Source organism: Pantoea sp. X-Soil-ISGK-355, from assembly GCF_059730805.1.
In genome coordinates this window covers 795,956-820,728 of the sequence record NZ_AP035971.1, presented here as the reverse complement: position 1 = coordinate 820,728, position 24,773 = coordinate 795,956, and the positions used below count along the sequence as shown (strand labels likewise).

The 24,773-nt window shown below is 56.4% G+C and carries 23 protein-coding genes; 13 read left to right on the top strand and 10 right to left on the bottom strand.

The annotated features are described in order from the left end of the window. The first annotated feature begins 7 nt into the window (after nt 1-7). A complete protein-coding gene (panC, locus tag AC6I8J_RS03535; protein ID WP_497825097.1) occupies nt 8-862 on the top strand; it encodes a pantoate--beta-alanine ligase in 855 nt (284 codons plus the stop codon). A 47-nt stretch (nt 863-909) separates the two neighbouring features. Continuing rightward, nucleotides 910-1,290: an aspartate 1-decarboxylase gene (gene panD, locus AC6I8J_RS03530; RefSeq protein WP_497825096.1), complete on the top strand. Its 381-nt coding sequence runs from the start codon at nt 910-912 to the stop codon at nt 1,288-1,290. Between the two features lie 230 nt (nt 1,291-1,520). Here panD and AC6I8J_RS03525 read toward each other — a convergent pair whose 3' ends face one another. Beyond that, on the bottom strand, nt 1,521-2,291 hold the full coding sequence (locus AC6I8J_RS03525) for an ABC transporter permease (RefSeq protein ID WP_161731545.1): 771 nt from the start codon (nt 2,289-2,291) through the stop codon (nt 1,521-1,523). After that, nucleotides 2,288-3,217 (bottom strand): ABC transporter ATP-binding protein, encoded by a 930-nt coding sequence (locus AC6I8J_RS03520; RefSeq protein ID WP_161731547.1) that lies wholly within the window; start codon nt 3,215-3,217, stop codon nt 2,288-2,290. Before AC6I8J_RS03520 ends, AC6I8J_RS03525 begins: the two co-directional genes overlap by 4 nt. A 108-nt stretch (nt 3,218-3,325) precedes the next feature. On the opposite strand from AC6I8J_RS03520, the gene can reads away from it, so the two are divergent. Beyond that, a complete protein-coding gene (gene can / locus AC6I8J_RS03515; RefSeq protein WP_033784496.1) occupies nt 3,326-3,982 on the top strand; it encodes a carbonate dehydratase in 657 nt (218 codons plus the stop codon). Between the two features lie 81 nt (nt 3,983-4,063). Here can and hpt read toward each other — a convergent pair whose 3' ends face one another. After that, nucleotides 4,064-4,600 (bottom strand): hypoxanthine phosphoribosyltransferase, encoded by a 537-nt coding sequence (gene hpt / locus AC6I8J_RS03510; RefSeq protein WP_105099563.1) that lies wholly within the window; start codon nt 4,598-4,600, stop codon nt 4,064-4,066. Nucleotides 4,601-4,835: 235 nt separating this feature from the next. On the opposite strand from hpt, the gene AC6I8J_RS03505 reads away from it, so the two are divergent. Then, nucleotides 4,836-6,119 carry a cystathionine gamma-synthase family protein gene (locus AC6I8J_RS03505; RefSeq protein ID WP_253421104.1) on the top strand — a complete coding sequence of 428 codons (1,284 nt, stop codon included), beginning with the start codon at nt 4,836-4,838 and terminating at the stop codon, nt 6,117-6,119. Here the strand turns inward: AC6I8J_RS03505 and cueO are convergent, their stop codons facing one another. Continuing rightward, nucleotides 6,120-7,715, bottom strand: coding sequence for a multicopper oxidase CueO (cueO, locus tag AC6I8J_RS03500; protein WP_497825095.1), 1,596 nt, complete (start codon nt 7,713-7,715; stop codon nt 6,120-6,122). Nucleotides 7,716-7,896: 181 nt separating this feature from the next. Here cueO and AC6I8J_RS03495 point away from each other — a divergent pair, with 181 nt between their 5' ends. From AC6I8J_RS03495 to AC6I8J_RS03480, 4 genes are all read left to right on the top strand, one after another. Then, nucleotides 7,897-8,244, top strand: coding sequence for a YacC family pilotin-like protein (locus AC6I8J_RS03495; RefSeq protein WP_150010759.1), 348 nt, complete (start codon nt 7,897-7,899; stop codon nt 8,242-8,244). 102 nt (nt 8,245-8,346) lie between these two features. Then, the gene (gene speE / locus AC6I8J_RS03490) at nt 8,347-9,210 is read left to right on the top strand and encodes a polyamine aminopropyltransferase (protein WP_161731553.1); all 864 of its coding nucleotides are present in this window, start codon (nt 8,347-8,349) and stop codon (nt 9,208-9,210) included. A gap of 28 nt (nt 9,211-9,238) precedes the next feature. Continuing rightward, complete coding sequence (speD, locus tag AC6I8J_RS03485) at nt 9,239-10,048, top strand: adenosylmethionine decarboxylase (RefSeq protein WP_003854677.1); 810 nt, start codon at nt 9,239-9,241, stop codon at nt 10,046-10,048. A 174-nt stretch (nt 10,049-10,222) separates the two neighbouring features. Next, nucleotides 10,223-11,515 carry a glycoside hydrolase family 28 protein gene (locus AC6I8J_RS03480; protein WP_161731555.1) on the top strand — a complete coding sequence of 431 codons (1,293 nt, stop codon included), beginning with the start codon at nt 10,223-10,225 and terminating at the stop codon, nt 11,513-11,515. Nucleotides 11,516-11,595: 80 nt separating this feature from the next. On the opposite strand, the gene AC6I8J_RS03475 is transcribed toward AC6I8J_RS03480, so the two are convergent. From AC6I8J_RS03475 to dtnK, 3 genes are read right to left on the bottom strand one after another with little or no spacing between them, the layout of a single operon-like run. Continuing rightward, nucleotides 11,596-12,360, bottom strand: coding sequence for a DeoR/GlpR family DNA-binding transcription regulator (locus AC6I8J_RS03475; protein WP_222924537.1), 765 nt, complete (start codon nt 12,358-12,360; stop codon nt 11,596-11,598). A gap of 6 nt (nt 12,361-12,366) precedes the next feature. Then, complete coding sequence (locus AC6I8J_RS03470) at nt 12,367-13,347, bottom strand: D-threonate 4-phosphate dehydrogenase (protein ID WP_497825094.1); 981 nt, start codon at nt 13,345-13,347, stop codon at nt 12,367-12,369. Further along, nucleotides 13,340-14,599 (bottom strand): D-threonate kinase, encoded by a 1,260-nt coding sequence (dtnK, locus tag AC6I8J_RS03465; protein WP_497825093.1) that lies wholly within the window; start codon nt 14,597-14,599, stop codon nt 13,340-13,342. Before dtnK ends, AC6I8J_RS03470 begins: the two co-directional genes overlap by 8 nt. Nucleotides 14,600-14,786: 187 nt before the next feature. On the opposite strand from dtnK, the gene AC6I8J_RS03460 reads away from it, so the two are divergent. The 5 genes from AC6I8J_RS03460 (at nt 14,787) to AC6I8J_RS03440 (ending at nt 20,204) form a co-directional block, all read left to right on the top strand. Then, nucleotides 14,787-15,935, top strand: coding sequence for an iron-containing alcohol dehydrogenase (locus AC6I8J_RS03460; RefSeq protein WP_161731563.1), 1,149 nt, complete (start codon nt 14,787-14,789; stop codon nt 15,933-15,935). Between the two features lie 11 nt (nt 15,936-15,946). Beyond that, nucleotides 15,947-16,831, top strand: coding sequence for a dihydrodipicolinate synthase family protein (locus AC6I8J_RS03455; protein WP_497825092.1), 885 nt, complete (start codon nt 15,947-15,949; stop codon nt 16,829-16,831). 79 nt (nt 16,832-16,910) lie between these two features. Further along, nucleotides 16,911-18,326, top strand: a complete 1,416-nt coding sequence (locus AC6I8J_RS03450) for a sodium:solute symporter family protein (RefSeq protein ID WP_161731567.1) — start codon at nt 16,911-16,913, stop codon at nt 18,324-18,326. A 1-nt stretch (nt 18,327) separates the two neighbouring features. Beyond that, nucleotides 18,328-19,524 (top strand): sialidase family protein, encoded by a 1,197-nt coding sequence (locus tag AC6I8J_RS03445; protein ID WP_222924544.1) that lies wholly within the window; start codon nt 18,328-18,330, stop codon nt 19,522-19,524. Between the two features lie 8 nt (nt 19,525-19,532). After that, entirely contained in the window at nt 19,533-20,204 is a 672-nt protein-coding gene (locus AC6I8J_RS03440) for an SDR family NAD(P)-dependent oxidoreductase (protein WP_222925500.1), read from the top strand. A 48-nt stretch (nt 20,205-20,252) separates the two neighbouring features. Here AC6I8J_RS03440 and yacL read toward each other — a convergent pair whose 3' ends face one another. The 3 genes from yacL to AC6I8J_RS03425 all read right to left on the bottom strand — a co-directional run bounded on the left by yacL (nt 20,253) and on the right by AC6I8J_RS03425 (nt 24,688). After that, a complete protein-coding gene (gene yacL, locus AC6I8J_RS03435; protein ID WP_013356797.1) occupies nt 20,253-20,630 on the bottom strand; it encodes a protein YacL in 378 nt (125 codons plus the stop codon). 190 nt (nt 20,631-20,820) lie between these two features. Next, entirely contained in the window at nt 20,821-23,418 is a 2,598-nt protein-coding gene (gene acnB, locus AC6I8J_RS03430) for a bifunctional aconitate hydratase 2/2-methylisocitrate dehydratase (protein ID WP_161731573.1), read from the bottom strand. Nucleotides 23,419-23,842: 424 nt separating this feature from the next. Beyond that, nucleotides 23,843-24,688, bottom strand: a complete 846-nt coding sequence (locus tag AC6I8J_RS03425; protein ID WP_497825091.1) for an MBL fold metallo-hydrolase — start codon at nt 24,686-24,688, stop codon at nt 23,843-23,845. Nucleotides 24,689-24,773: the final 85 nt, after the last annotated feature.

The window sequence follows — 24,773 nt, the reverse complement described above, 5'->3', positions numbered from 1 at the left end:
AGTCACCGTGTTGATTATTGAAACGCTGCTGATGCTGCGCAAGGAAGTCCGTCGCTGGCGTCAGCAGGGTAAACGCATTGCGCTGGTGCCGACCATGGGCAACCTGCATGAAGGCCATCTGACGCTGGTGGATGAAGCCCGGTCGCGCGGGGACATCGTCATTGTCTCGATATTCGTCAATCCGATGCAGTTCGATCGCGCCGATGATTTAGCCCGCTACCCGCGCACCCTGCAGGAAGATTGTGAAAAGCTGAACCGTCACCAGGTTGACGTGGTTTTTGCCCCGTCACCGGCTGAAGTCTATCCGCAGGGCGCGCAGAATCAGACCTTTGTTGAGGTGCCGGTGCTCTCTTCCCTGCTGGAAGGCGCGACGCGTCCAGGCCATTTTCGCGGCGTGGCGACCATCGTCAGCAAACTGTTTAATCTGGTGCAGCCCGATATTGCCTGTTTCGGTGAAAAGGATTTTCAGCAGCTGGCTATCATTCGTAAGATGGTAGCTGATATGGGCTTCGACATTGAGATTGTTGGTGTGCCAACAGTGCGGGCCAAAGATGGCCTGGCGCTGAGTTCGCGCAACGGCTACCTGACAGACAATGAGCGTAAGCTGGCACCGGTGCTGAGCCAGGTGATGCATCAGATGGCTCAGCAACTTGAGAACGGCGAGCGTCACATTGAAGAGATCATTGAGGCAGCCAGCGAGACACTGCTGGCACAGGGATTGCGTCCTGATGGCCTGGCAATCTGTGATGCGGACACGTTGCAGCCGCTGACGGTGGACAGCCAGCGTGCGGTGGTGCTGATGGCCGCCTGGCTGGGTAAAGCCCGACTGATTGATAATCAAACTGTTGACCTGACGCTGTAAGTACGCCCGCTGCAGGTTATTTTATTTCTCTGATAAGGTTTCTGGCTATGATTCGCACAGTTCTGCAAGGCAAATTGCACCGCGTAAAAGTGACGCAGGCGGACCTCAATTACGAAGGCTCCTGCGCTATCGATCAGGATTTCCTGGATGCTTCCGGCATTCTGCAATATGAAGCGATCGATATTTATAACGTCACTAACGGTCAGCGCTTCTCTACCTACGCTATCGCGGCTGAGCGTGGCTCGAAAATTATTTCGGTCAACGGTGCTGCTGCCCGCTGCGCCTGCGAAGGCGATATTTTAATTATCTGCTCGTATGTGCAGGTTGAGGATGCCGTCGCGCGTCAATGGCAGCCTAAGGTCGCCTATTTTGAAGGTGACAACCAGATGAAGCGTCTGGCGAAAGCAGTGCCGGTACAAATCGCCTGAGTAATCGATCAGCTGACAAAAAAGGGCCGCCATTAAAATGGGCGGCCCTTTTTATTTCTGCTTCTGCAATTAAACCGCTTTGGTTGTCATCGGCTTCGATGACTTTTTCATCGCAGGCAGGTTTCAGGATGATTTCGAGGCCAGGGAGAACCGTCGTTCGGGTTGTTTTTCACTCACCAAAAAAAAGCCACGCCCTTATCGCAGCGTGGCCCGTACTATTCAATGTATTGTCAGGTGCGCAGTCCGCGTCCGCGCTGAATCAGCGCATAGACCAGCCAGTAGAATACCAGAATAAAGGCCACCAGTACCGAGAGCGTAAACACCAGTGGCACATCATTAATGCCCAGGAAGCCATAACGGAATCCGCTAATCATATAAACGATTGGATTCAGTTTAGAGATAGCCTGCCAGATTGGCGGCAGCAGACTCAGCGAATAGAATACGCCGCCCAGATAGGTCAGTGGCGTCAGCACAAAGGTCGGGATCAGGCTGATGTCGTCAAAGGTGCGCGCAAAGACGGCGTTGAGCAAACCGGCCAGTGAAAACAGAATCGCGGTCAGCAGCAGCGTAATCGCCACCATCGACCAGGAGTGCACGTGGAACGGCACAAAGAACAGCGAAATAGCCGTCACCAGAATGCCGACGCAGACGCCACGCGCCACACCGCCGCCCACATAGCCGGCAATGATAATGTGGGTCGGCACGGGTGCAACGAGCAGTTCTTCAATGTTGCGCTGGAACTTGGCACTGAAGAAGGACGATGCCACATTGGCGTAGGCATTGGTGATCACCGCCATCATGATCAATCCCGGCACAATAAACTGCATATAGCTGAAGCCGTGCATTTCACCAATGCGCGACCCGATCAGGTTGCCAAAGATGATGAAATAGAGCGTCATGGTGATGACCGGCGGCACCAGCGTCTGGATCCAGATACGGGCGAAACGGTTAACTTCTTTGGCCCAGATGCTTTTCAGCGCCACCCAGTACAAATGTGTCATGCTTTTGCTCCTGTTTTTCCCTGCGTCGTCAGGCCAACGAACAGCTCTTCAAGACGGTTGGCTTTATTGCGCATACTCAGCACCTGCACACCCTGCGCACTTAACTGGCTGAACACGCTGTTAAGGCCCTGCTCACGCAGCACTTCCACTTCCAGCGTTGAAGTATCGGTCAGCCGGTACTGGAACCCCTCCAGCCTGGGCAGCGGACTGCGCGGCGCCAGATCCAGGATAAAGGTTTCTGATTTGAGCTTGGACAGCAGTTCTTTCATCGAGGTGTTTTCCACCAGCTCACCGCTCTGGATGATGCCGATGTTGCGGCACAGCATCTCGGCTTCTTCCAGATAGTGGGTAGTGAGAATGATGGTAGTGCCTTTGGCATTGAGATCTTTCAGGAACACCCACATTGAGCGACGCAGTTCGATATCCACGCCAGCCGTTGGCTCATCCAGAATCAACAGTTTTGGCTCGTGCATCAGTGCACGGGCGATCATCAGGCGGCGCTTCATCCCGCCGGAGAGCATGCGCGCACGCTCAGTGCGTTTGCTCCACAGGTCGAGCTGCTTCAGATACTTTTCCGCACGCTCATTGGCTTCACGACGCTCAACGCCGTAGTAACCCGCCTGATTCACGACGATCTGCATCACCGTCTCAAACGGGTTGAAGTTAAACTCCTGCGGCACCAGCCCGAGCTGGCGCTTGGCATTCACCACATCTTTTTCCAGATCGTAGCCAAACACCCGCACGCTGCCTTCGGATTTGTTTACCAGCGAACTGATAATCCCGATGGTGGTCGATTTACCGGCACCGTTTGGCCCCAGCAACGCATAAAAGTCACCCGCTTCAACGTTAAGATCAATGCCCTTCAGCGCCTGCACGCCGCCGGGATAGGTCTTAGTCAGCCGGGAAAGTTCCAGTGCATAAGTCATTCTGCATCCATACCCTGTTTTGATGGCATTGCAATGCCGTTTAAATTTATCAGGCCCTGGCATATAGTACGCGCGCGCACTTTGCGCAGTAACCGGTCGCTCAACGCCATGACAGACATCAATACCCTGATCAGAAACAACCGCGAATGGTCAAAACTGCTGGTTGAAGAAGATCCCAGTTTTTTTGAGCGGCTCGCCCAGGCACAAAAACCGCGCTTCCTGTGGATTGGCTGTTCTGACAGCCGTGTCCCTGCCGAACGTCTGACCGGACTGGAGCCAGGCGAACTCTTTGTTCACCGCAACGTCGCCAATCTGGTAATCCACACCGATCTGAACTGTCTGTCCGTGGTGCAGTACGCTATCGAAGTGCTGGAAGTGGAACACGTTATCGTATGCGGCCACTACGGCTGCGGCGGCGTGCAGGCGGCGATGGATAACCCGGAGCTGGGATTAATCGACAACTGGCTGCTGCACATCCGCGACCTCTGGTACAAGCATAGCGTGTTGCTGGGGGAACTCCCGCCGGATAAGCGCCTGGACAAACTGTGCGAAATCAACGTTATTGAACAGGTCTATAACCTGGGGCACTCGACCGTTCTGCAATCTGCCTGGAAACGTGGCAAGGATGTCTCCCTGCACGGCTGGGTTTACGGCATTCAGGATGGCTGCCTGCGTAACCTGGATGTCACGGCAAACAGCCGGGAGATCCTTGAACAGCGCTATCGTCACGGCATTGCTAATCTGCAGATGAACGGCGAGGCCTGAGCCGATCGCGGCGTAAAGCGCGACATAGCCTACACCAGGCAACCGGTGCAGGCCTTGGAAGAATGTGCGGTCAGAGCAGTATCAGGATTCCAGCGGCACCACTTTGCCGATGTAAGGCAGATGGCGATAGTGCTGAGCGTAGTCGATACCAAAGCCCACCACAAACTCATCCGGAATCGCAAAGCCGACATACTCGACATTGACTTCAACTTCACGGCGCTCAGGCTTATCCAGCAGAGTACAGATCGCCAGTGATTTTGGCTGACGCAGCTGCAGAATCTCACGCACTTTGCTCAGGGTGTTACCGGAGTCGATGATATCTTCGACGATCAGCACATCCTTGCCACGAATGTCTTCATCCAGATCTTTCAGGATTTTCACATCACGCGTGCTGGACATGCCGCTGCCGTAACTGGACGCCGTCATAAAGTCGACTTCATGCGGCACATCAATGGCGCGACAGAGATCAGCCATGAACATGAATGAGCCGCGCAGCAGCCCCACCAGCACCATATCGCTGCCGCTGTCGCGGTAGTGCTCGTTAATCTCTTTCCCCAGTTCAGCGATGCGCGTGGCGATTGCCTGTTCAGGGATCATCACTTCAACAGTGTGTTTCATTGCGTTCAGCCCGGTTACGTCAGAAAAGCCCCGAAGTCTATCACAGACGCCGCAGCGACGACTGTGCGACCCTGTATGCAAACGATTACGTCGCGAAAATTATTACCTGTGGCCTTTAAGTCACTGAAAGGCGCATTACCTTAGAACATTCTGGCATTTACCAGCATGATTCGCTGCGTGGTAGCCTTTATCCAACAGATCGTTACCCTACTCGCGCCACTGGCCGGAGATCACAATGACTTCATCATCAAGCAAAAAGACGCATATCGGCGACAGGCCGCTGCACCCCGAAACCCAGATGCTGAACTATGGCTATGATCCCCGCCTCTCTGAAGGTGCGGTAAAGCCGCCGGTGTTTCTGACATCGACCTTTGTCTTTGACAGCGCCGAAGAGGGACGGGATTTCTTTGATTACGTCTCTGGTCGTCGTGAGCCGCCGGAAGGCAAATCGGGCGGGCTGGTCTATTCGCGCTTTAACCATCCGAACAGCGAAATTGTTGAAGACCGGCTGGCGGTCTATGAGCAGGCAGAGAGCTGTTCACTCTTCTCTTCCGGGATGGCCGCTATCTCCACGGCCCTGCTGACGTTTGCCCGCCCGGGCGAGGTGATCCTGCACTCCCAGCCCCTGTATGGCGGCACCGAAACGCTGCTCAGCAAAACACTGCACAATCTGGATATTAAAGCAGTTGGTTTCAGCGACGGGAATGATGAAGTCAGGGTGCGCGAAGCCGCTCAGCAGGCGATGGCCCAGGGTCGGGTCGCGGTCATCCTGATTGAAACACCCGCAAATCCGACTAACAGCCTGGTCAATATCCGCCTGATGGCGCGCATTGCCGATGAAATTGACCAGCAACAGGGTTCACGACCGATTATCGCCTGTGATAACACCCTGCTCGGCCCGCTGTTCCAGCAGCCGCTGACGCTGGGCGCGGATCTGTCACTCTACTCACTGACCAAATATGTTGGCGGTCACTCTGACTTGATTGCGGGTGCCGCGATGGGCAGTAAAGCGCTGATGGCGAAAGTGCGCGCCCTGCGCAGCGCCATTGGTACGCAGCTGGACCCGCACTCAAGCTGGATGCTCAGCCGCTCGCTGGAAACGCTGTCGCTGCGGATGGAGAAAGCCTTTCACAATGCAGAAGCGGTCGCGGCCTTTCTGCGCGATCACCCGAAAGTGGCGAAGCTGCACTGGCTGCCCTATCTGGATGCGGAGAGCGCCGAAGGGAAAACCTATCGCGAGCAGTGCAGCGGCGCGGGTTCGACCTTCTCGTTCGATATCGTCGGCGATCAGCCCGCTGCGTTCCGTTTTCTCAATGCGCTGTCGCTGTTCAAACAGGCGGTGAGCCTGGGCGGAACCGAGTCGCTGGCCAGCCATCCTGGCAGCACCACCCACTCCGGCGTGCCGCAGGCGGTGCGTCAGCGTATTGGTATTACTGACGCCACAGTGCGGCTGTCGATTGGCATCGAGAACGCCGGTGACCTGATTGAAGACATCAGACTGGCGCTGGATCAGGCGTAATCAGCTCACGGTAAAGCCCAGCATCATGCCAGTATCTTCATGCTCCAGCAGATGACAGTGGGCCATGTAAGCGTGTTCGGCGGCAGCGACATAGTTGAAGCGCACCAGCACTTCACTGCGCCAGCCGTCGACATTCACCATATCTTTCCAGCCCTGCCGATGCGGGGCGGGCGGTTTGCCGTTCTCGGAGAGAATGCGGAACTGGGTGCCGTGAATATGGAAGGGATGCAGCATGGCGTCGCCTTCTCCTGAAATCGTCCACTTCTCATAATCACCCAGCTTCACCGCAAATGACGGCTTTGTCATATCAAAAGCCTGGCCGTTGATCTTATTGCCATTGCGGAAATCGTAACTGGCGGGCTTCGCCATGCCGTGCATGCTGTGATCCATCCCTTCCATGTTTTCCATCGGCGGCATCGGCCCGGCAGCCGTTTTCTCCGGCATCGAATGATGACCGCCCTTGCCCATCGCTTTCTCGCCGTAGCGCTGCATCAGCGCCTGCATCCCCTGCTGGTCCAGCTGCGGGTCCATCATCAGCTGCAGCCAGCGTGTCGTCAGTCCGTCGGTGGCGGGAAGCGCAGGCAGCGTCGCCAGCTTATCCGGCAGCGTGGCGCTGGCCATCACCCGCAGCGGCAGGATCTGCACCAGCGGCAGCGGCTGGTCAAACGGCGGCAGCGTCATGCCCATCTGTTCGGTCGGCAGCGTCACCAGATCAAACGCTTTACCGTCAGAAGTATCGATCATCACCTCAAAACGCTCGCCCGGCAGCATCGGCAGTGCGTCGAGCTTCACCGGCTCAGCCAGCAGGCCACCGTCGCTGGCGATCACATAAAGAGGACGTTTATCACTGGCGGCAACGTGCAGCGAACGGGCATTACAGCCGTTTAGCAGACGCAGACGCAGCCAGCCGCGCGGCACCGCATGCTGCGGATACTGCACGCCGTTGGTCAGCATCATGTCGCCAAACCAGCCCACGGCTGCGCGCATTACGTCGAGCTGATAATCGATCCGGCCGCCATCTTTACTCAGCTGCTTATCCTGGAAAATCAGTGGCACATCATCCACGCCCCACTGCACAGGCAGGCGCAGTGTGCCGCTCTCCTTATCTTCCAGCAAAATCAGTCCCGCGAGTCCGTGTGCGACCTGATGCCCGGTTTTGCCATGCAGATGCGGATGATACCAGCAGGTTGCGGCGGGCTGGTCAGGGGTAAAAGAGACCTGACGCGAAGCACCAGGCGCAATCACGGCCTGCGGACCGCCATCTACCGCGCCGGGGATTTCCAGCCCGTGCCAGTGCAGGGTAGTCGCTTCGCTGAGTCGATTATGGATGTTCACCGTCACCGGTTTGCCACTCTGCAACTTCAGCACCGGTCCCAGCAGGCTGCCGTTATAGCCCCAGGTCGGCACGGCTTTGCCATTCCACTGCGAGGTGCCCTGCATCGCGGTAAGGCTGTAGCTGCCCCTGGCATCCGCTTCCAGCAGTGATGGAATCGGCAGCAGTGGACGGGAGGCTGCCATCAGCGAACGGCTCCAGAGCGGCAAGGCTCCGGCTGCACTCAGTGCGGCGGTAAGTTTCAGGAAGTGACGACGTTGCATGGTGATCATCCTTGTGACATCAGAGCGCACAGCCTAAACCCTGACCTTATGGGAAGGTCAAGTGTTAGCCGTGAGAATCTGATGAAAAAAGGCGGTGCAGCGGCTCACAGCGCCAAATTAATCGAAAACCTGAGAATAACTGTGCTAACGTCATGAGCAATATCCATTGAAGAGAACGACTATGAAGCAAAGCATCAAGATCCTGCTGCTGACGGGACTCCTTGGCTTCTCCTCCACCAGTTTTGCCCTGAGCGAATCCGAAGCGGAAGATCTGGCCGATCTCACGGCGGTTTTCGTCTATCTGAAAAATGATTGTGGCTATCAGGATTTACCGGACGCACAGATTCGCAAAGCGCTGGTCTTTTTTGCTCAGCAGAACCGCTGGGATTTAAGCAACTACAGCAACTACAACATGAAAGCGCTGGGTGAAGACAGCTATCGCGATCTCAGCGGCATCGCCATCACCAATGACAAAAAGTGCAAGTCACTGGCCCGTGATTCACTGAGCCTGCTGGCCTACGTCAGGTAATTACTCTGCCCTCTGCTGCCGGACATTGACCGTGCAACCACGGTCAGTGTTAGCTATCATGTGCCGCCCATCTTCATGGCGATGTCATCAGAGGAGAGCACCATGGCCCACAATGAAACGTGGTATGAAACCCTTCATGCCGGTTTTGGCCAGTATTTCACGGTAGATAAAGAGCTGTACCGTGAAAAAACTGCGCATCAGGATTTAATCATTTTCGAAAATGCCGCGATGGGCCGCGTAATGGCGCTGGACGGCGTGGTGCAGACCACCGAACGCGACGAATTTATCTACCATGAAATGATGACCCACGTTCCGCTGCTGGCGCACGGCGCGGCGAAGAGCGTCCTGATCATCGGCGGCGGTGACGGCGCAATGCTGCGCGAAGTGTCACGTCATCCGGAAATCGAAAAGATTACCATGGTGGAAATCGATGCAGGCGTGGTGACCTTTTGTCGCCAGTATCTGCCGAACCACAGCGCAGGTGCCTATGACGATCCGCGCTTTACGCTGGTGATCGATGACGGGGTTAACTTCGTTAATCAGACGCAGGAAAAGTTCGATGTCATCATCTCCGACTGCACCGATCCGATTGGTCCGGGCGAGAGCCTGTTTACCTCCGAATTTTATGCCGGCTGTAAAGCGGCCCTTAATGAAAATGGCATCTTCGTGGCGCAGAATGGCGTCTGCTTCCTGCAGCAGGATGAGGCCGTAAACAGCCATCGCAAGCTGGGCCATTACTTTTCGGATGTCAGTTTCTATCAGGCGGCGATTCCGACCTATTACGGCGGCATCATGACCTTTGCCTGGGCGAGCGATAATCCGGCGCTGCGCCAGCTCGATACCGCCACCCTGCAGGTGCGTTTCGAGGCCGCTGGCCTGGCGTGTCGTTACTACACACCAGCGATCCATACCGGCAGCTTTGCCCTGCCGCAATATCTGTTAAATGCGCTATCGGCCGCGTGCTGACAGTGCATTTTTAAGGGGGTGAACAAAATTGCAAAAGCTAAAACTACATGGCTTCAACAACCTGACGAAAAGCCTGAGTTTTTGTATTTACGATATCTGCTATGCGAATACTGAAGCTGAACGCGATGGTTATATCGCCTACATTGATGAACAATATAACGCCAACCGTCTGACGGAAATCCTGACCGAAACCTGCTCCATTATCGGGGCTAACGTGCTTAATATTGCACGCCAGGATTATGAACCGCAGGGAGCCAGCGTCACGATTCTGGTCAGCGAAGAGCCGATCGATCCCAAAGATATCGATAACTCCGAGCATCCTGGCCCGCTGCCCAATTCGGTGGTGGCGCATCTGGATAAAAGCCATATCTGCGTGCACACCTATCCGGAAAGCCATCCTGAAGGCGGGCTCTGCACCTTCCGCGCGGACATTGAAGTCTCAACCTGCGGCGTGATCTCACCGCTCAAGGCGCTGAACTACCTGATCCACCAGCTGGAGTCAGACATTGTTACCGTCGATTACCGGGTGCGCGGTTTTACCCGTGACGTGAAAGGGATGAAGCACTTTATCGATCACGAGATCAATTCGATTCAGAACTTCATGTCCGACGATATGAAAGCGATGTATGACATGGTGGATGTGAATGTCTATCAGGAGAACATCTTCCACACCAAGATGTTGCTGAAAGAGTTTGACCTGAAACACTATCTGTTTAACACCCGCCCGGAAGATCTCAGCCCGCAGGAGCATAAGCGTATTACTGACCTGCTGTGGAAAGAGATGCGTGAGATCTACTACGGCAGAAATATCCCCTCAGTGGGCCTGAAGACCCTCTGATTATCAGACGCGCAGCGTGACACCCCATAACCTGCGCGTCTCTTCCCGCTTATCCCTCCGACTTCTCATCACGGTAACCGCCGGCATTCCCTGATCGTCAGCAATAATTTGCCTGTCAGAGCGTGCTACTTTCAGCGCTGAACGCTTATTTCTTCATCGACTACAGGCAAAAAAATGGCAAGAATTAACATTATTGATTTCGCTGCCGTCCCGGACGCCACCTCACTTTCCACTCAGGCGATACAGCGCGCGATTGATAGCGCATCAGCAGGCGACACGGTGCTGATCCCGGCAGGCCGCTTTCTGACGGGCGCGCTGTTTCTGAAAAGTGAGATGACGCTGGAGCTGGCGAAAGATGCCGTGCTGCTCGGCAGCGAGCGGCTGGAGGATTACCCAGATATCGCTACGCGCGTGGCGGGGATTGATATGGTCTGGCCCGCGGCGATGCTTAACATCAATCATTGCCGCGACGTCACTGTCTGCGGCAATGGCACGCTCGACGGACACGGTGCCGTCTGGTGGCATAAATTCTGGGGCGAAGACGAAAACAGCGGGATGCTGGCGGACTATACCCGTCGCGGCCTGCGCTGGGTGGTGGATTACGACTGCAAACGTCCACGTAACGTGGTGGTTTATCAGAGTGAATACGTGACGCTGGAGGACTTTACCTCACAGGATTCCGGCTTCTGGAACCTGCACGTCTGTTATTCGAAACAGGTTAATTTGCAGCGGCTACGTGTGATGAACGCTACCGGACCCAGCACCGACGGCATTGATATTGATTCCAGCCAGTTGGTTCGCGTTGAAGGCTGTACGGTCTCCTGCAATGACGACAATATCTGCGTGAAATCGGGTCGCGGCGCGGAAGCACAGCAGCTCGGCAGAACCGCACGCGATATCATTATTCGCGACTGCACTCTGCTGAAAGGCTCGGGCATTACCCTGGGCAGCGAAACCTCTGGCGGTATCGAAAATGTCATCATCGAACACAACCGTTTCTCCGGCACGGGTGTCGGCTTTCGCATCAAGTCAGCCCGTAATCGCGGCGGCTGGATCAAAAACATCGTGGTTCGCCATCTGAAGATGGAGGATGTCTGTTATCCGTTTATGCTGCAGCTGAACTGGTTCCCGCAGTATAGCTACAGTGAGCAGCCCGCCGACACCGAACAGCCGCCACACTGGCGTAAGCTGGCATCGGGCGTCACAGGTGATGCTGGCCTGACGCGGGTTGAGAATATCAGTATCAGTCATATCAGCAGCAGCCTGACTGAGCCTGCGGCGTTTTCCCGCGCCTTTTTTATTGAAGGCACGCCGGAAAATCCGATTGAACGGCTGAGTTTCAGCGACATCACACTGCAGGCGCAGGAGTTTGGCAAAATAGCGGGCGTAAGGAATCTGAGTTTTGAACGGGTTACGGTAGACGCGCCGGCAATGACGCGCGAAGAGCATGACGCCTACGCGCGTTAGCGGCAATTGCAGAAGATAAACGCGCGGTGCTGCTCGCGCCCTGCTTCAGGATAAGGTCAGAGAAGCATGGCGCGTTCAGTTCAGGTGGAAGTCAGCGCCAGCGTAATGCCACGCTCGCGCAGCGTGCGGCACACCTCCTGATCTAACCGGCTGTCGGTCACCACATCGGTCAGGTCATCAACCGGTGAGGCGCAGAACAGCGACCAGGAGCCATATTTACTGCTGTCCGCCAGCAGGACCCGGCGCGCCGCATTGGCCAGCAGATCGTGTTTCAGCCCCGCTTTCTCTTCAGTCGGCGTGGTAATGCCGCGCTCAAGGCTCCATGAGTTACAGCTGACAAAGGCGATATCCGGATTGATGCTGCGCAGCAACCGCCGTCCATGTTCGCCCACGCAGGACTGACTGGAGTCATCAATCCGCCCGCCAATGATCGTTACTTCGATCTGCTTAAACTCAGACAGAAACAGCGCAATGTGCAGGTCGGCGGTAATCACCCGCAGCGGCAGATGCGTGAGCTGTCGCGCCAGCTCCAGCATAGTCGTACCGGCATCCAGTACCACCGCATCCCCCGCCCGGACAAAGCTGGCGGCGCACTCCGCGATCGCCTGCTTCTCGGCCAAATTCCGCTGCATTTTCTCCAGCGTGGTCGGCTGGGCAGGAATAAAACGATTCAGGGTGACGCCGCCATGACTGCGGCTGATCACGCCCTCTTTATCCAGCTTAATTAAATCACGTCGAATCGTGGCGGGTGAGGCGGAAATCGCACTGACCAGTTGCTCAACAGTCACCAGATTATGGCTTTTCAGGTAATCCATAATCTGGTCAAGACGGCTCTGTCCCTTCATATTTCCCTATGCGAGCTGCATCGCGAGTTTAATCGAGATCGCCATGCTGTCAGACTTCGCTTTACCTGTCCAGGCGATATCAAATGCCGTGCCGTGGTCAGCAGAGGTGCGGATAAACGGCAGGCCTGCGGTAATGTTCACGCCATCATAGAAGCCCAGCAGTTTAAGCGGGATGTGTCCCTGATCGTGGTACATCGCCACCACCATGTCATAGCGTCCATCCTGGCACTGCAGGAATACCGTGTCCGGCGGGCAAGGCCCGGAGACATCAATCCCCTCCGCTTTCATCGCTTCAATCGCGGGAGCAACGGTGGTGATCTCCTCATCGCCAAACAGCCCGTTCTCACCGGCGTGCGGATTGACACCCGCGACGGCGATGCGTGGTGCGCTGTAACCGACACGACGCAGGAAGGTGTCCGCCATACCAATCACCGTTTTGATGCGTGTCTGGTTGAGCGTATCGAGGAACTTACGCAGCGCAATATGGGTCGTGACATGAATCACCTTGAGCTTATCGGTATAGAGCACCATAGCGTAATCTTTGGTGTCGGTAAGATGCGCCAGCAGTTCGGTGTGACCCGGGTAGAGGTGGCCCGCCGCGTGCATCGCCTCTTTATTCAGCGGCGCGGTAGCAATCGCATGCACGTCACCGGCCAGTGCCAGTTCGGTGGCACGCTTCACGCAGCGCCACGCCAGATCACCCGCCTCTTTCTGTACCACGCCAGGTTTCAGCGCGTCGGGATCGGCCAGCGGCTCATCGATCACATTGATAATGCCGGGCGCAAAGCGCGCCTCGGCTACCCGATCCAGCACCCGCAGCTCGGCCTGTGGGGTGATGTTCATCGCCATAATGCGGCGCAGCGTACTGGCACAGCCAATCACCACGGCAGGGATGCCATTCAGCTCACCTTCAGAGAGCGCTTTGATGATGATTTCCGGGCTGATGCCCGCCGGATCGCCCATGGTGATCGCAATAATTTTACTCACTCGACTTCTCCTCAATAAAACTAATGGCTGCTACCAGGGTATTTTCATCACCAAAGCCACCCGCTTTGGTCATCACCGGCAGAGTAAATTCACTGTTAAGCAGGACCCCGTGCGGCACACAGCCCGCCACCAGACCCTGAATTTTAAAGCCGCTGGCCCCCAGCGCCTGCGCGACGGCAATCGCCACGTCGCCGCCTGACAGATAGAGCGCATGCGGCAGCCGTGCCCGACACAGACTCAGGGTGATTTCGCCTAGCAGCTGACAGATCGCCTCACCCAGCTGCTGGCGCGTCACGCGGTGCTGCTGGCAAAGATCCTCGATCTCGTGCCGCTGGGATGCATGCTGGCAGGTGCGGATCACCGTATGGCGACCGGCACGCAGTGCGGTGGCCGCCTGTTCGATCCAGCGATCCCGCTCAGGCCAGGCGGACTGCTGAAACAGCTGACGGATATCGACATCGACGACCTCAACGGCGCGCTGAGTACGCAGCGCGGCGATCTGCTGCTCTGCCTGACGACTCATCGATCCCACCATCGCCAGCACAGGTTGCGACGGGCGAACGGAGAGCGCAGCGCCCAGCGCATCGCTTAATCCGGCGGCCCCGACCAGCAGGGGCGTCTCACTCAGCCGCGACGCAGCGGTTATCAGTCGCGCCAGGTCGGCCTCCGTTTCGGCATCCACTACCACGACGCCATCTGCTTCGGCTAACACAGCATCAAGCCGATCGCTATGCAGCGTCGCGAGATCGATCTCCATGCCGTCGATCTGCATCTGATGAATGACGCGGGCGCTGCGGATCGGGGTTTTAGGATCGCTGGCAAATTCGGTGTCTGTCAGTAACCGCTGATTGACCCACACGCTGCCCTCACGTGTGGTGCGGCCCAGACGCGGTACGGCCGGTGCCACCAGCGCCAGCCTTTTGCCGCTGGCGCGCAGTGCCGCCACCGTTTCAGCCCCGATATTGCCGCGCAGCGTGGAGTCTATCTTTTTAAACAGCCAGCCCTGCTGAAGCTGTGCCGCGTAATGCTGCACCACCTGCGTAACGCGCTCTGCAGCCTGAGTGGCACTGACAGCCCGGCTGTCGGTGCTGATTACCAGTACATCCGCCGCCTCGTCGGGTAACGTTGCTGCGGAGCCGAACAGCACATTTACACGGGCACCGGCCTGTGCCAGTCCACTACCTGCATCGTTGGCACCGGTAAAGTCATCGGCGATAACCAGCACCGGGGTTTTCCATACTGATGAGCCCATCCTCACTCCTGTCAGGCTATTGCCGCTGCATTTGATTATATTCAATCATGATTGATTATATGTGAGCAAGTTCAAATTAATCGAAATCGATATGCCTTATAAAATTAGCCACAGAGAGTGACTGACATCGCATTGCGCTGAGCAAAATTAATCATCTGCTCAGACATGACAGAAATAAGGGTATGAAATGAACATTAACAGCACGGTGATCAGCGGTTATCAGGCGTTAAACGACATGCGCTATCTGCTGGATGGGATAGCGACGGCAGTCGTGGTCACTGACCGGAACATTGAGGCGATTCCGGCGGTACAGGCGCTGATGGGGCAACTCCGGGATCAGATCCCGCGTATCAGCGTGGTCAACAGCGTTCCACCTGAACCGAGCCAGCATGATGTGGCCGCGATTATAGAAACGCTCTCGCAGCGCCAGGCCGACATGGTGATTGGCATCGGCGGTGGCAGCGTACTGGATGTGGCGAAGCTGCTCTCGGTGCTGTGCATCAACGGCGCACCGTCGCTGGACGCCCTGCTGGCAGGCGAAAAACCGCAGCGTCGCACCCGTTCAATGCTCATCCCGACCACTGCTGGCACCGGCTCTGAAGCGACCCCGAATGCGATTCTGGCGATCCCGGAGAAAGAGACCAAAGTCGGCATTATTTCACCGGTGATGCTGCCCGATGTGGTGGCGCTGGTGCCGGAACTCACCACCAGCATGCCGCCGCACATCGCCTCGTCTACCGGCATTGATGCCCTGTGTCACCTGATTGAGTGCTTCACCGCCAACGTTGCCAATCCGGTCAGCGACAACTATGCGCTGATTGGGATGAAGAAGCTGTTCGCGAATCTCGAAACCACGCTGCGCGAGCCGGAGAATCTGCAGGCACGGCTGGAGATGCTCTGGGCCTCTTATTATGGCGGCGCATCGATTGCCCATGCCGGGACGCATCTGGTGCATGCGATGTCCTATCCGCTTGGCGGCAAATATCACCTGCCACACGGCGTTGCCAACGCCATTCTGCTGGCCCCCTGCATGCGCTTTGTCCGTCCGGCCGCAGTGAGCAAATTCGCTCAGGCCTATGACCTGCTGCCCGACGCTGACGTCCGTTTAAGCGATGAAGAGAAATCACACGCGCTGGTCGACTACTTCACCGCGCTGGTTGCGCGGCTGCAGTTGCCTGCCAGCCTGGAAGCGCTGGGCATCGGCCCGGATCACCTGCCTTATTTAGTGGAAGCGGCACTCGACGTGCAGCGCCTCATGAAAAACGTGCCGATGGCGGTCACCGCCGATGATGTGCGCGCCGTCTACCTGACGCTGTTCCCTTCCTGCCAGGCGTAATGAGGATTGTCATGAATAAGAAAATCAACGGCGTACTGACCGCCATCGTCACCACCTTTGACCGTGAAGGTGCCTTTGACCCGGTAAGGCAGCTTGAGCAGGTCAGACGCCAGATCAACGCCGGAAACGGCATCTTCTGTGGCGGCACCAACGGCGAGTTCTTTGTGCTGAACGAGCAGGAGAAGATTGCCGTTACCACCACCTGCGTCGATGAAGTCAATGGCCGTGCGGCCGTCGTGGCGCATATCGGCGAGATTTCGACCCGTGAAACGATCCGGCTCGGCAAACAGATCGCCCGCCTTGGCGTGGATGCCGTCTCGGCGATCACGCCATGGTTTGTGCCGCTGAAGCAGCAGGAGCTGATCGACCACTATCAGCGCGTGGCTGACGCGCTGACGGTGCCGCTGTTCCTCTACAACATTCCGGCGCGAACCGGCAATACCCTGCAGCCAGAGACCGTTCGTACGCTGGCCGCGCACCCGAACATCATCGGCATTAAAGACTCCGCAGGCAGCTATGAAAGTCTGAGCGGCTTTCTGCAGGCTACCGCCGACTGTGAGGGCTTTGATGTGCTAAACGGCCCTGACTCGCTGATTCATCAGGGATTCGTTGATGGCTGCTCCGCCTCCATTTCCGGGCTGGCAAACGTGGCACCGGAAGCAATTAACGCCATCTGGGCGCGCTTCAGTGCCGGTGACATTGCCGGTTCGCATCAGGCACAGGAGAACGTTACCGGCCTGCGCACCGCGCTGTACAGCATCGGTTTCTCACCGGCCGCCGTGAAAAAAGCGGTCAGCCTGCAGGGCTTTGAAGTGGGTGAAAGCCGCTATGCGGTGCAGTTCAGCGCCGACGAACAGCAGCAGATCCGTCAAATTGTGAACCACTACCTGCAATAACGTCCATCGCCTTTGCACCCTATCGGTCAGATGAGAACGAACCTGATGGTCGCCATCTGCCAGAACAATTGAGGTTACGATGAAAGCATTCTCAACTGAGAGCACCTTACTGATCGTCGGCATGGTGGTCGCCTATATCCTGTTCACCACCTGGCTGACATGGCGCTTACGCAGTAAAACCAGCGGCGACTTTATGGAAGGCTCCCGCGCCATGCCGGCCTTTATCGTCGGCATCATGCTGATGTCAGAGTATATCGGGGCAAAATCGACCATCGGCACGGCGCAGGCAGCCTTTGAGGATGGCTTCGCCGCTTCCTGGTCGGTCATCGGTGCCGCGATAGGTTTTCCGCTGTTTGGCCTGATTCTGGTCAAACGCATTTATAACACCGGGAAGATCACGATCTCTGGTGCTATCGCCGAGAAATATGGCCGTTCGACCAGGAACATTATCTCGCTGATCATGATCTATGCGCTGCTGCTGGTGAACGTCGGGAACTACATCAGCGGTGCGGCGGCGATCTCAACCGTGCTGAAGATCGACCTGACGCAGGCGGCCTTTATTACCGCAGTGGTAAGTACTTTCTACTTTGCATTTGGCGGCATGAAAGGCGTTGCGTGGGTTACGCTGCTGCACAGCGCCATCAAGTATATGGGGATTCTGATCATCCTCTATGTGGCACTGAAGATGACCGGCGGCGTCGCTCCGATGATCGAGAAAATGCCGGCGTTCTACTGGACGTGGGATGGCCACGTCGGGGCCAGCACCATTGTGGCCTGGCTGATCGGGACCGTGGGTTCGATCTTCTGTACGCAGTTTGTGATCCAGGCGATCTCATCCACCAAAGATGTGAAGTCAGCGAAACGCGCTACCTGGGTTGCCTTCATTTTCTGCCTGCCAATCGGTCTGGCGATGGCGCTGATTGGTGTGGCGGCGAAGTTTGCGCACCCCGATATCAAGAGCCTCTATGCGCTGCCCGTGTTTCTGCAGGATATGTCACCGTGGCTGGCAGGCATTGTCACCACCTCGCTGGTGGCCTCGATTTTCGTCAGCGTCGGCACCGTTGCGCTGGCCATCGCCTCGCTGGTCGTAAAAGACTTTTACGTGCCCTGGCGTAACCCGACGCCAGAGCGCGAATTCAAAATGACGCGCTGGATTTCGATTGGCATCGGCTTCTTCCCGCTGCTGTTTGTCCTGTTCTTCCCTGAAGTGCTGAAGCTCTCCTTCTTTACCCGCGCAATTCGCCTGTCGATCACCGTGGTAGCGATTATGGCGTTCTATCTGCCATGGTTTAAGAGCACGCGCGGTGCCAACGCCGGTCTGATTGGTGCCTGCGTGGTCACATCCGTCTGGTTCCTGATGGGTAACCCCTTCGGTATCGACAATATGTATGTGGCGCTGATTACACCGGCCATCATTATGGTAATTGACCGCTGTATCCCGTCACGCCAGTCTCAGCCTCAACCGCAACACAATGCACAAAATAGTGGAGCCTAATATGACTCAGGAAACCGTCACCGCAGAACGCACCGGCCTGGTTGCGCCGCACCCGCAGGATAGCGCCCAGCAGATTGCGATGCTGCCCTCCTCCTGCCCGCAAAACCACGCGGCTAACCTGCTGCCGCTGCCCGATGGCGATCTGCTTTGCGTCTGGTTTGGTGGCACGCAGGAAGGGATTGCCGATATCTCGGTCTGGTGTTCCCGGCTGACAAAAGGCAGCGATCGCTGGAGTGACGCGCAGAAGCTGTCTGACGATCCGGGTCGTTCAGAACAGAACCCGGTGCTGTTTCTCGATCCGGACCAGATACTGTGGCTGCTGTGGACGGCACAGAAATCGGGCAATCAGGACACCGCGATTGTGCGCTATCGCCAGTCTCACGATTTCGGCAAGCACTGGGGCGAGATCAAAACGCTGCTGGATAAGCCCGGCACCTTTATCCGCCAGCCGATTGTGGTGTTGCCCAACGGCAACTGGTTGCTGCCGGTGTTCTACTGCCTGACGCAGCCCGGCGAAAAGTGGGTCGGCAGTTATGACGTCAGCGCGGTAAAAATCTCGGAAGATAAAGGCCAGAGCTGGCGCGACGTCAGCGTGCCTGACAGCACCGGCTGCGTTCATATGAACGTCACCCTGCTGGATGATGGTTCGCTGCTGGCTCTCTACCGCAGTCGCTGGGCCGACCATATCTACCAGAGCCGCTCGTTTGATCAGGGTGAAAGCTGGAGTGCGCCTGAGCCGCTGTCGCTGCCCAACAATAACTCGTCCATTCAGGTCACAACGCTGCGCAACGGTCATCTGGCGCTGGTGTTCAATGCCATGAGCGCCGAAGGTGCCAGCGAGCGCCGGTTGTCGCTGTATGACGAAATTGAAGATGATGAAGAGGACAGTGACGTTGCGGTTGCCGCCGAGCCGGTGGTGCACAGCGGGCGGACCGCCTTCTGGGGCGCGCCACGTGCGCCCATGACGCTCGCTATCTCAACGGATGGCGGCAAAAGCTGGCCGCTACAGCGCAATCTGGACGAAGGCGATGGCTACTGCATGACCAATAACTCTCAGCAAAAGTTAAACCGTGAGTTCTCTTACCCCAGCATCAAACAGGGCGTAAACGGCGAACTGCATATCGCCTACACCTGGTATCGCCAGGCGATCAAGTATGTGAGGGTCGACGAGTCCTGGGTGCGGGGGGGTGATGCGTGATTGAAAAGATGGCGCTGGTGACCGGAGCCAGCTCCGGCATCGGTCAGGCGATTGTGGACTGCCTGCTTGATGAGGGCTGGCAGGTTACCGGCCTGAGCCGCTCGGCGATAAATCGGGCAGACGCGGGCTGGCAGAGCCATCAGGTCGACATCAGCGACAGCGCAGCATTGCAGGCTTTACTGGACAAACTGCCGGTGCCGCAGGCGGTGATCCATGCAGCGGGAATGATGCAGGCCGCGCCGCTCGGGGAGCTGGATCTGAACGCCAGCACACGCCTGTGGCAACTGCATGTTGCCGCTGCAGAACAGCTGGCCAATCATTTTGCGCCCCGGATGAGCGCGGGTGGCAGAATCGTGCTGCTGGGCAGCCGCACGTCAGGCGGTGCGTCGGGCCGCAGTCAGTATGTGGCCACCAAATCGGCGATGATCGGCATGGTGCGCAGCTGGGCGGCAGAGCTGGCACCGCTCGGCATTACGGCAAATATTGTAGCGCCAGGCGCCACCGAAACGCCGATGCTGCAACAGCCGGGCCGGGCCAGTTCACCACCGCGCTTGCCGCCAATCGGGCGTTATATTCAGCCGCAGGAAGTGGCCGGGCTGGTCGGCTTCCTGCTTTCGCCGGCGGCAGCGGCGATCACCGGTCAGCAGCTGGTGATGTGCGGTGGTGCGTCGCTGAATTAATTAGCAGGCCGGGCAGCTCAGGTGGCCCGGCCTGTATTAGCGTAAAAATTACCGTACGGGTTTACCATACTGGTTCACAAACTGGCGATAAGCGGCAATCACCAGCTGAAAATCTTCAATACCGCAGAAGGAGAGGCTCTCTTCGTCGTAGTAATTCATCCCCTCTTCCATGCCGTCATCTTCCAGTGCCAGCAGATTAGCGCGAATCATCACCTCTTCCTCATCCAGCAGGATGGTGTACTCGCTGCCGATGCGCTGCCACTGACGCACGCTGCCTTTGACGTCTTCGATTGCGGCTTCCACTTCATCCAGCAATCCTGGATCGTTTTTCACCTCTTCGTTGAACCAGTGGCCGACCGCTTCATGATCCATCGACATACGAACCTTAATCTGTCCGGTCACATCGCGTAAAAATTCATATTCCATCGCCCGTTCCTCTTAACGTCATCGCGTCACCTGGTAAGTGTTCGTGCTGCTCTCGCGGCACAGTGTGACACGTCGCGCATTATTACAGGCTGCCTGCCGAAAGCCAGCTTTTGATCGTCTCTCTACCCCATGTACAGACGTAAAAAAGGGGCGAATCATCGCCCCTTAGTCATAACTGACAGGTGAAGAATCAGACCGCGGTCTGGAAAATCACGCCATCAGCTTTGTCGGTGTACTGCGTCAGCTGGTCGAAGTTGAGATAGCGATACGTGTCGCTGGCCGTTTTATCGACCTGCGCCATAAATTGCTGATACTCATCCGGCGTTGGCAGTTTACCAAGCAGAGACGCGACCGCAGCCAGCTCCGCTGACGCCAGGTAGACATTAGCACCGGTACCCAGACGGTTCGGGAAGTTACGGGTCGAAGTGGACACCACCGTCGAACCATCAGCCACACGTGCCTGGTTACCCATGCAGAGTGAACAGCCCGGGATCTCGATACGCGCACCGCTTTTGCCGAATACGCTGTAGTAGCCCTCTTCGGTCAGCTGTGCCGCATCCATCTTGGTTGGCGGAGCCACCCACAGACGGGTTGGCAGCTGGCCTTTGTGGCTATCCAACAGTTTACCGGCAGCACGGAAGTGACCAATGTTGGTCATGCACGAACCGATGAACACTTCGTCGATCTTCTCGCCCTGAACGTCAGAGAGCAGACGGGCATCGTCCGGATCGTTTGGCGCACAGAGGATCGGCTCTTTGATTTCAGCCAGATCGATTTCGATCACGGCAGCATATTCAGCATCCGCGTCCGGCTCCAGCAACTGAGGATCGGCCAGCCATTTCTCCATGCTTTCAACGCGACGCTCAAGCGTACGACGATCGCCGTAGCCTTCTGCGATCATCCACTTCAGCAGCACGATGTTGGAGTTCAGGTATTCGATAATCGGCGCTTTATCCAGCTTGATAGTACAGCCCGCAGCGGAACGCTCGGCTGACGCATCGGACAGCTCAAACGCCTGCTCGACTTTCAGATCCGGCAGACCTTCAATCTCAAGGATGCGGCCAGAGAAGATGTTCTTCTTACCTTTCTTCTCAACGGTCAGCAGACCCTGTTTGATGGCATACAGCGGAATGGCGTGAACCAGATCGCGCAGGGTAATGCCTGGCTCCATCTTACCTTTGAAGCGCACCAGCACTGATTCCGGCATGTCGAGCGGCATAACGCCCGTCGCTGCCGCAAACGCCACCAGGCCTGAACCCGCCGGGAAAGAGATGCCGATAGGGAAACGGGTATGGGAGTCACCACCGGTACCCACGGTATCCGGCAGCAGCATACGGTTCAGCCAGCTGTGGATAATGCCGTCACCCGGACGCAGTGACACACCGCCACGGTTCATGATGAAGTCTGGCAGTGTATGGTGCGTGCTCACATCCACAGGCTTCGGATAGGCGGCGGTGTGACAGAAGGACTGCATCACCAGATCGGTCGAGAAGCCCAGGCAAGCCAGATCTTTCAGCTCGTCACGGGTCATCGGGCCGGTGGTATCCTGCGAGCCAACCGAGGTCATTTTAGGTTCGCAATAGGCACCCGGACGAACGCCGGTTACGCCACAGGCGCGGCCAACCATTTTCTGCGCCAGCGAGAACCCACGGGTACTCTCCGCGACATCTTTCGCCTGACGGAATACGGTGCTGTGCGGCAGACCCAGCGACTCGCGCGCTTTGGTGGTCAGACCGCGACCGATGATCAGCGGAATACGGCCACCGGCGCGCACTTCGTCAATCACTACTTCGGTTTTGAGCTCGAAGCTGGCCAGCAGCTCATTGGTTTCGTGGTTGCGGACTTCGCCTTTGAATGGATAGATGTCGATCACATCGCCCATGTTCAGGTTGTTTACGTCCACTTCAATGGGCAGTGCGCCCGCATCTTCCATGGTGTTGAAGAAGATGGGTGCAATTTTGCTGCCCAGCACCACGCCGCCGCCTTTTTTATTTGGCACGTTCGGGATGTCGTCGCCCATAAACCACAGCACCGAGTTGGTGGCGGATTTACGTGAAGAACCGGTTCCGACAACATCACCGACATAGGCCAGCGGGAAGCCTTTGGTCTTCAGAGCTTCGAGCTGTTTGATCGGGCCGATATTGCCCGCTTCATCAGGCTCAATGCCTTCACGGGCATTTTTCAGCATCGCCAGGGCGTGCAGAGGAATGTCTGGACGTGACCAGGCATCCTGGGCCGGAGAGAGATCGTCGGTGTTGGTTTCGCCAGTGACCTTAAACACTGTAACCGTGATCTTCTCTGCCAGTTCAGGCCGTGACAGATACCATTCCGCATCTGCCCAGGATTGCATCACCTGCTTCGCGTATTCATTACCCGCTTTCGCTTTCTCTTCGACATCATAGAAGTTGTCGAACATCAGCAGCGTGTGTGAAAGGGCTTTCGCGGCAATCGGAGCCAGTTTGCTATCGTCCAGCGCCTCAATCAGCGGATGAATATTGTAACCGCCCTGCATGGTGCCAAGCAGTTCAACCGCTTTTTCAGGAGATATCAGAGGAGAGGTTGCTTCGCCTTTGGCGACAGCCGCCAGGAAACCGGCTTTGACATACGCCGCTTCATCGACGCCAGGTGGGACGCGGTTGACCAATAAATCGGTCAGAAATTCTTCTTCACCCGCAGGTGGATTTTTCAGCAGTTCAACCAGCGCGGCCATCTGGGAAGCCTCTAAAGGCTTAGGTACAATTCCCTGGGCAGCACGCTCGGCAACGTGCTTACGGTATTCTTCTAGCACGACGTTATCCTCGCTCTCATTATGTAGGGCTTTCCGACCACCTTGCTCACTTATGGAGAACACACTTCCCTTTCTCGTCCAGGTTGAGGTGCCCGGTTTCGCGGAGGGCAGAATAGCAGGATTTCGTCTGTTTGTTAATCTGTTTACAAAAATACAACATAATCCACTGCGCCCATTTTACCCGCTTATTATCCCGCATCAGCCAGCTAAGTCAGCTGATTGGCTCTCTCAGCAGCGTACCGCATTCCGCTCAAATGACAGCGCGAGGACGTCAGCTTTGCCGCGGTTTTAACGAAATGATTCAGTGAAATAGATAACTGGCAGGAATAGAAACAGCAGGCGTCTGGTGTACAGTAGAGGAGGGTTCGGGAGCAGATCAACACCAGGCTGCAAATCAGCCTGGTGCTCTTCTCGCGTCAGAGGATTACAACGTGGTTTTCATTTCCCGCAGTGATACCGGCCAGACGTAGTGATCTTTCAGAATCCGCGCACTGTAGTCGAGACAGATTTTCACCGGCAGGTTGGGATAGATTCGCCCCATCTCCTGCACCAGCTCTTCGCTGTTTTTGACCTTGTGCAGCGTCTTAATGAAATCGTTGATATAGGTGCGGGTAAAGCCTATTGCTGAGGGGCTAAGCGATGGCGTCGTTCGCGAATGGCCAGGGATCAGGACTTTCGGCGCCAGCGCTTCGAGTTTATCCAGACTGCCCATCCATTTCGCCATGCGCTCCGGCGTGCGCATATCGGCAATCCAGACATGTGCATCCGCGAAGACCACATCGGAGGCGATCAATGTTTTCGTCGAGGGGATCCAGAGCGGTGTCACCCGGATGCAATCGCCACTGAGATCGCTCAGGATTTTAATCTCCTGCCCTTCCAGCCAGATCGTATCCTCTTCCAGTTCGGTGATCGCAAACTTAGTGCGGGCACCGTTCTCTTTTAAAACCTGCTTACCCCAGTAATCAATTTTGAAATCAAAGGCGTCATTAACGTCTTCGGCGACCTGCCTGTAAGAGAGAATTTCAGCAGCCGGAAAAACCGACTTAATCACTTCAAGACCCAGAAAATGATCGGGATGCAGATGGGTAATAAAGATGCGTTTCAGGTCGAGACCGGTTTCGATAATCTCAGCGACTAAACGATGCGCATTCGCCAGCGTGAACTGGGCGTCGACTAACATCGCCTCTTTCTCGCCCATGATGATGGTGGAACTGACACCGAAACCGTCGTGCTGATCGCTGCTGATAAAAACCTTCGTCGATAAATCCATTTTTCGTCCTCATACGTTACACATCAGAAGCTGCACGTCAGAAACAACTAAGCAGAAGAGGTCATGATGACCTCTTCTGTTCACT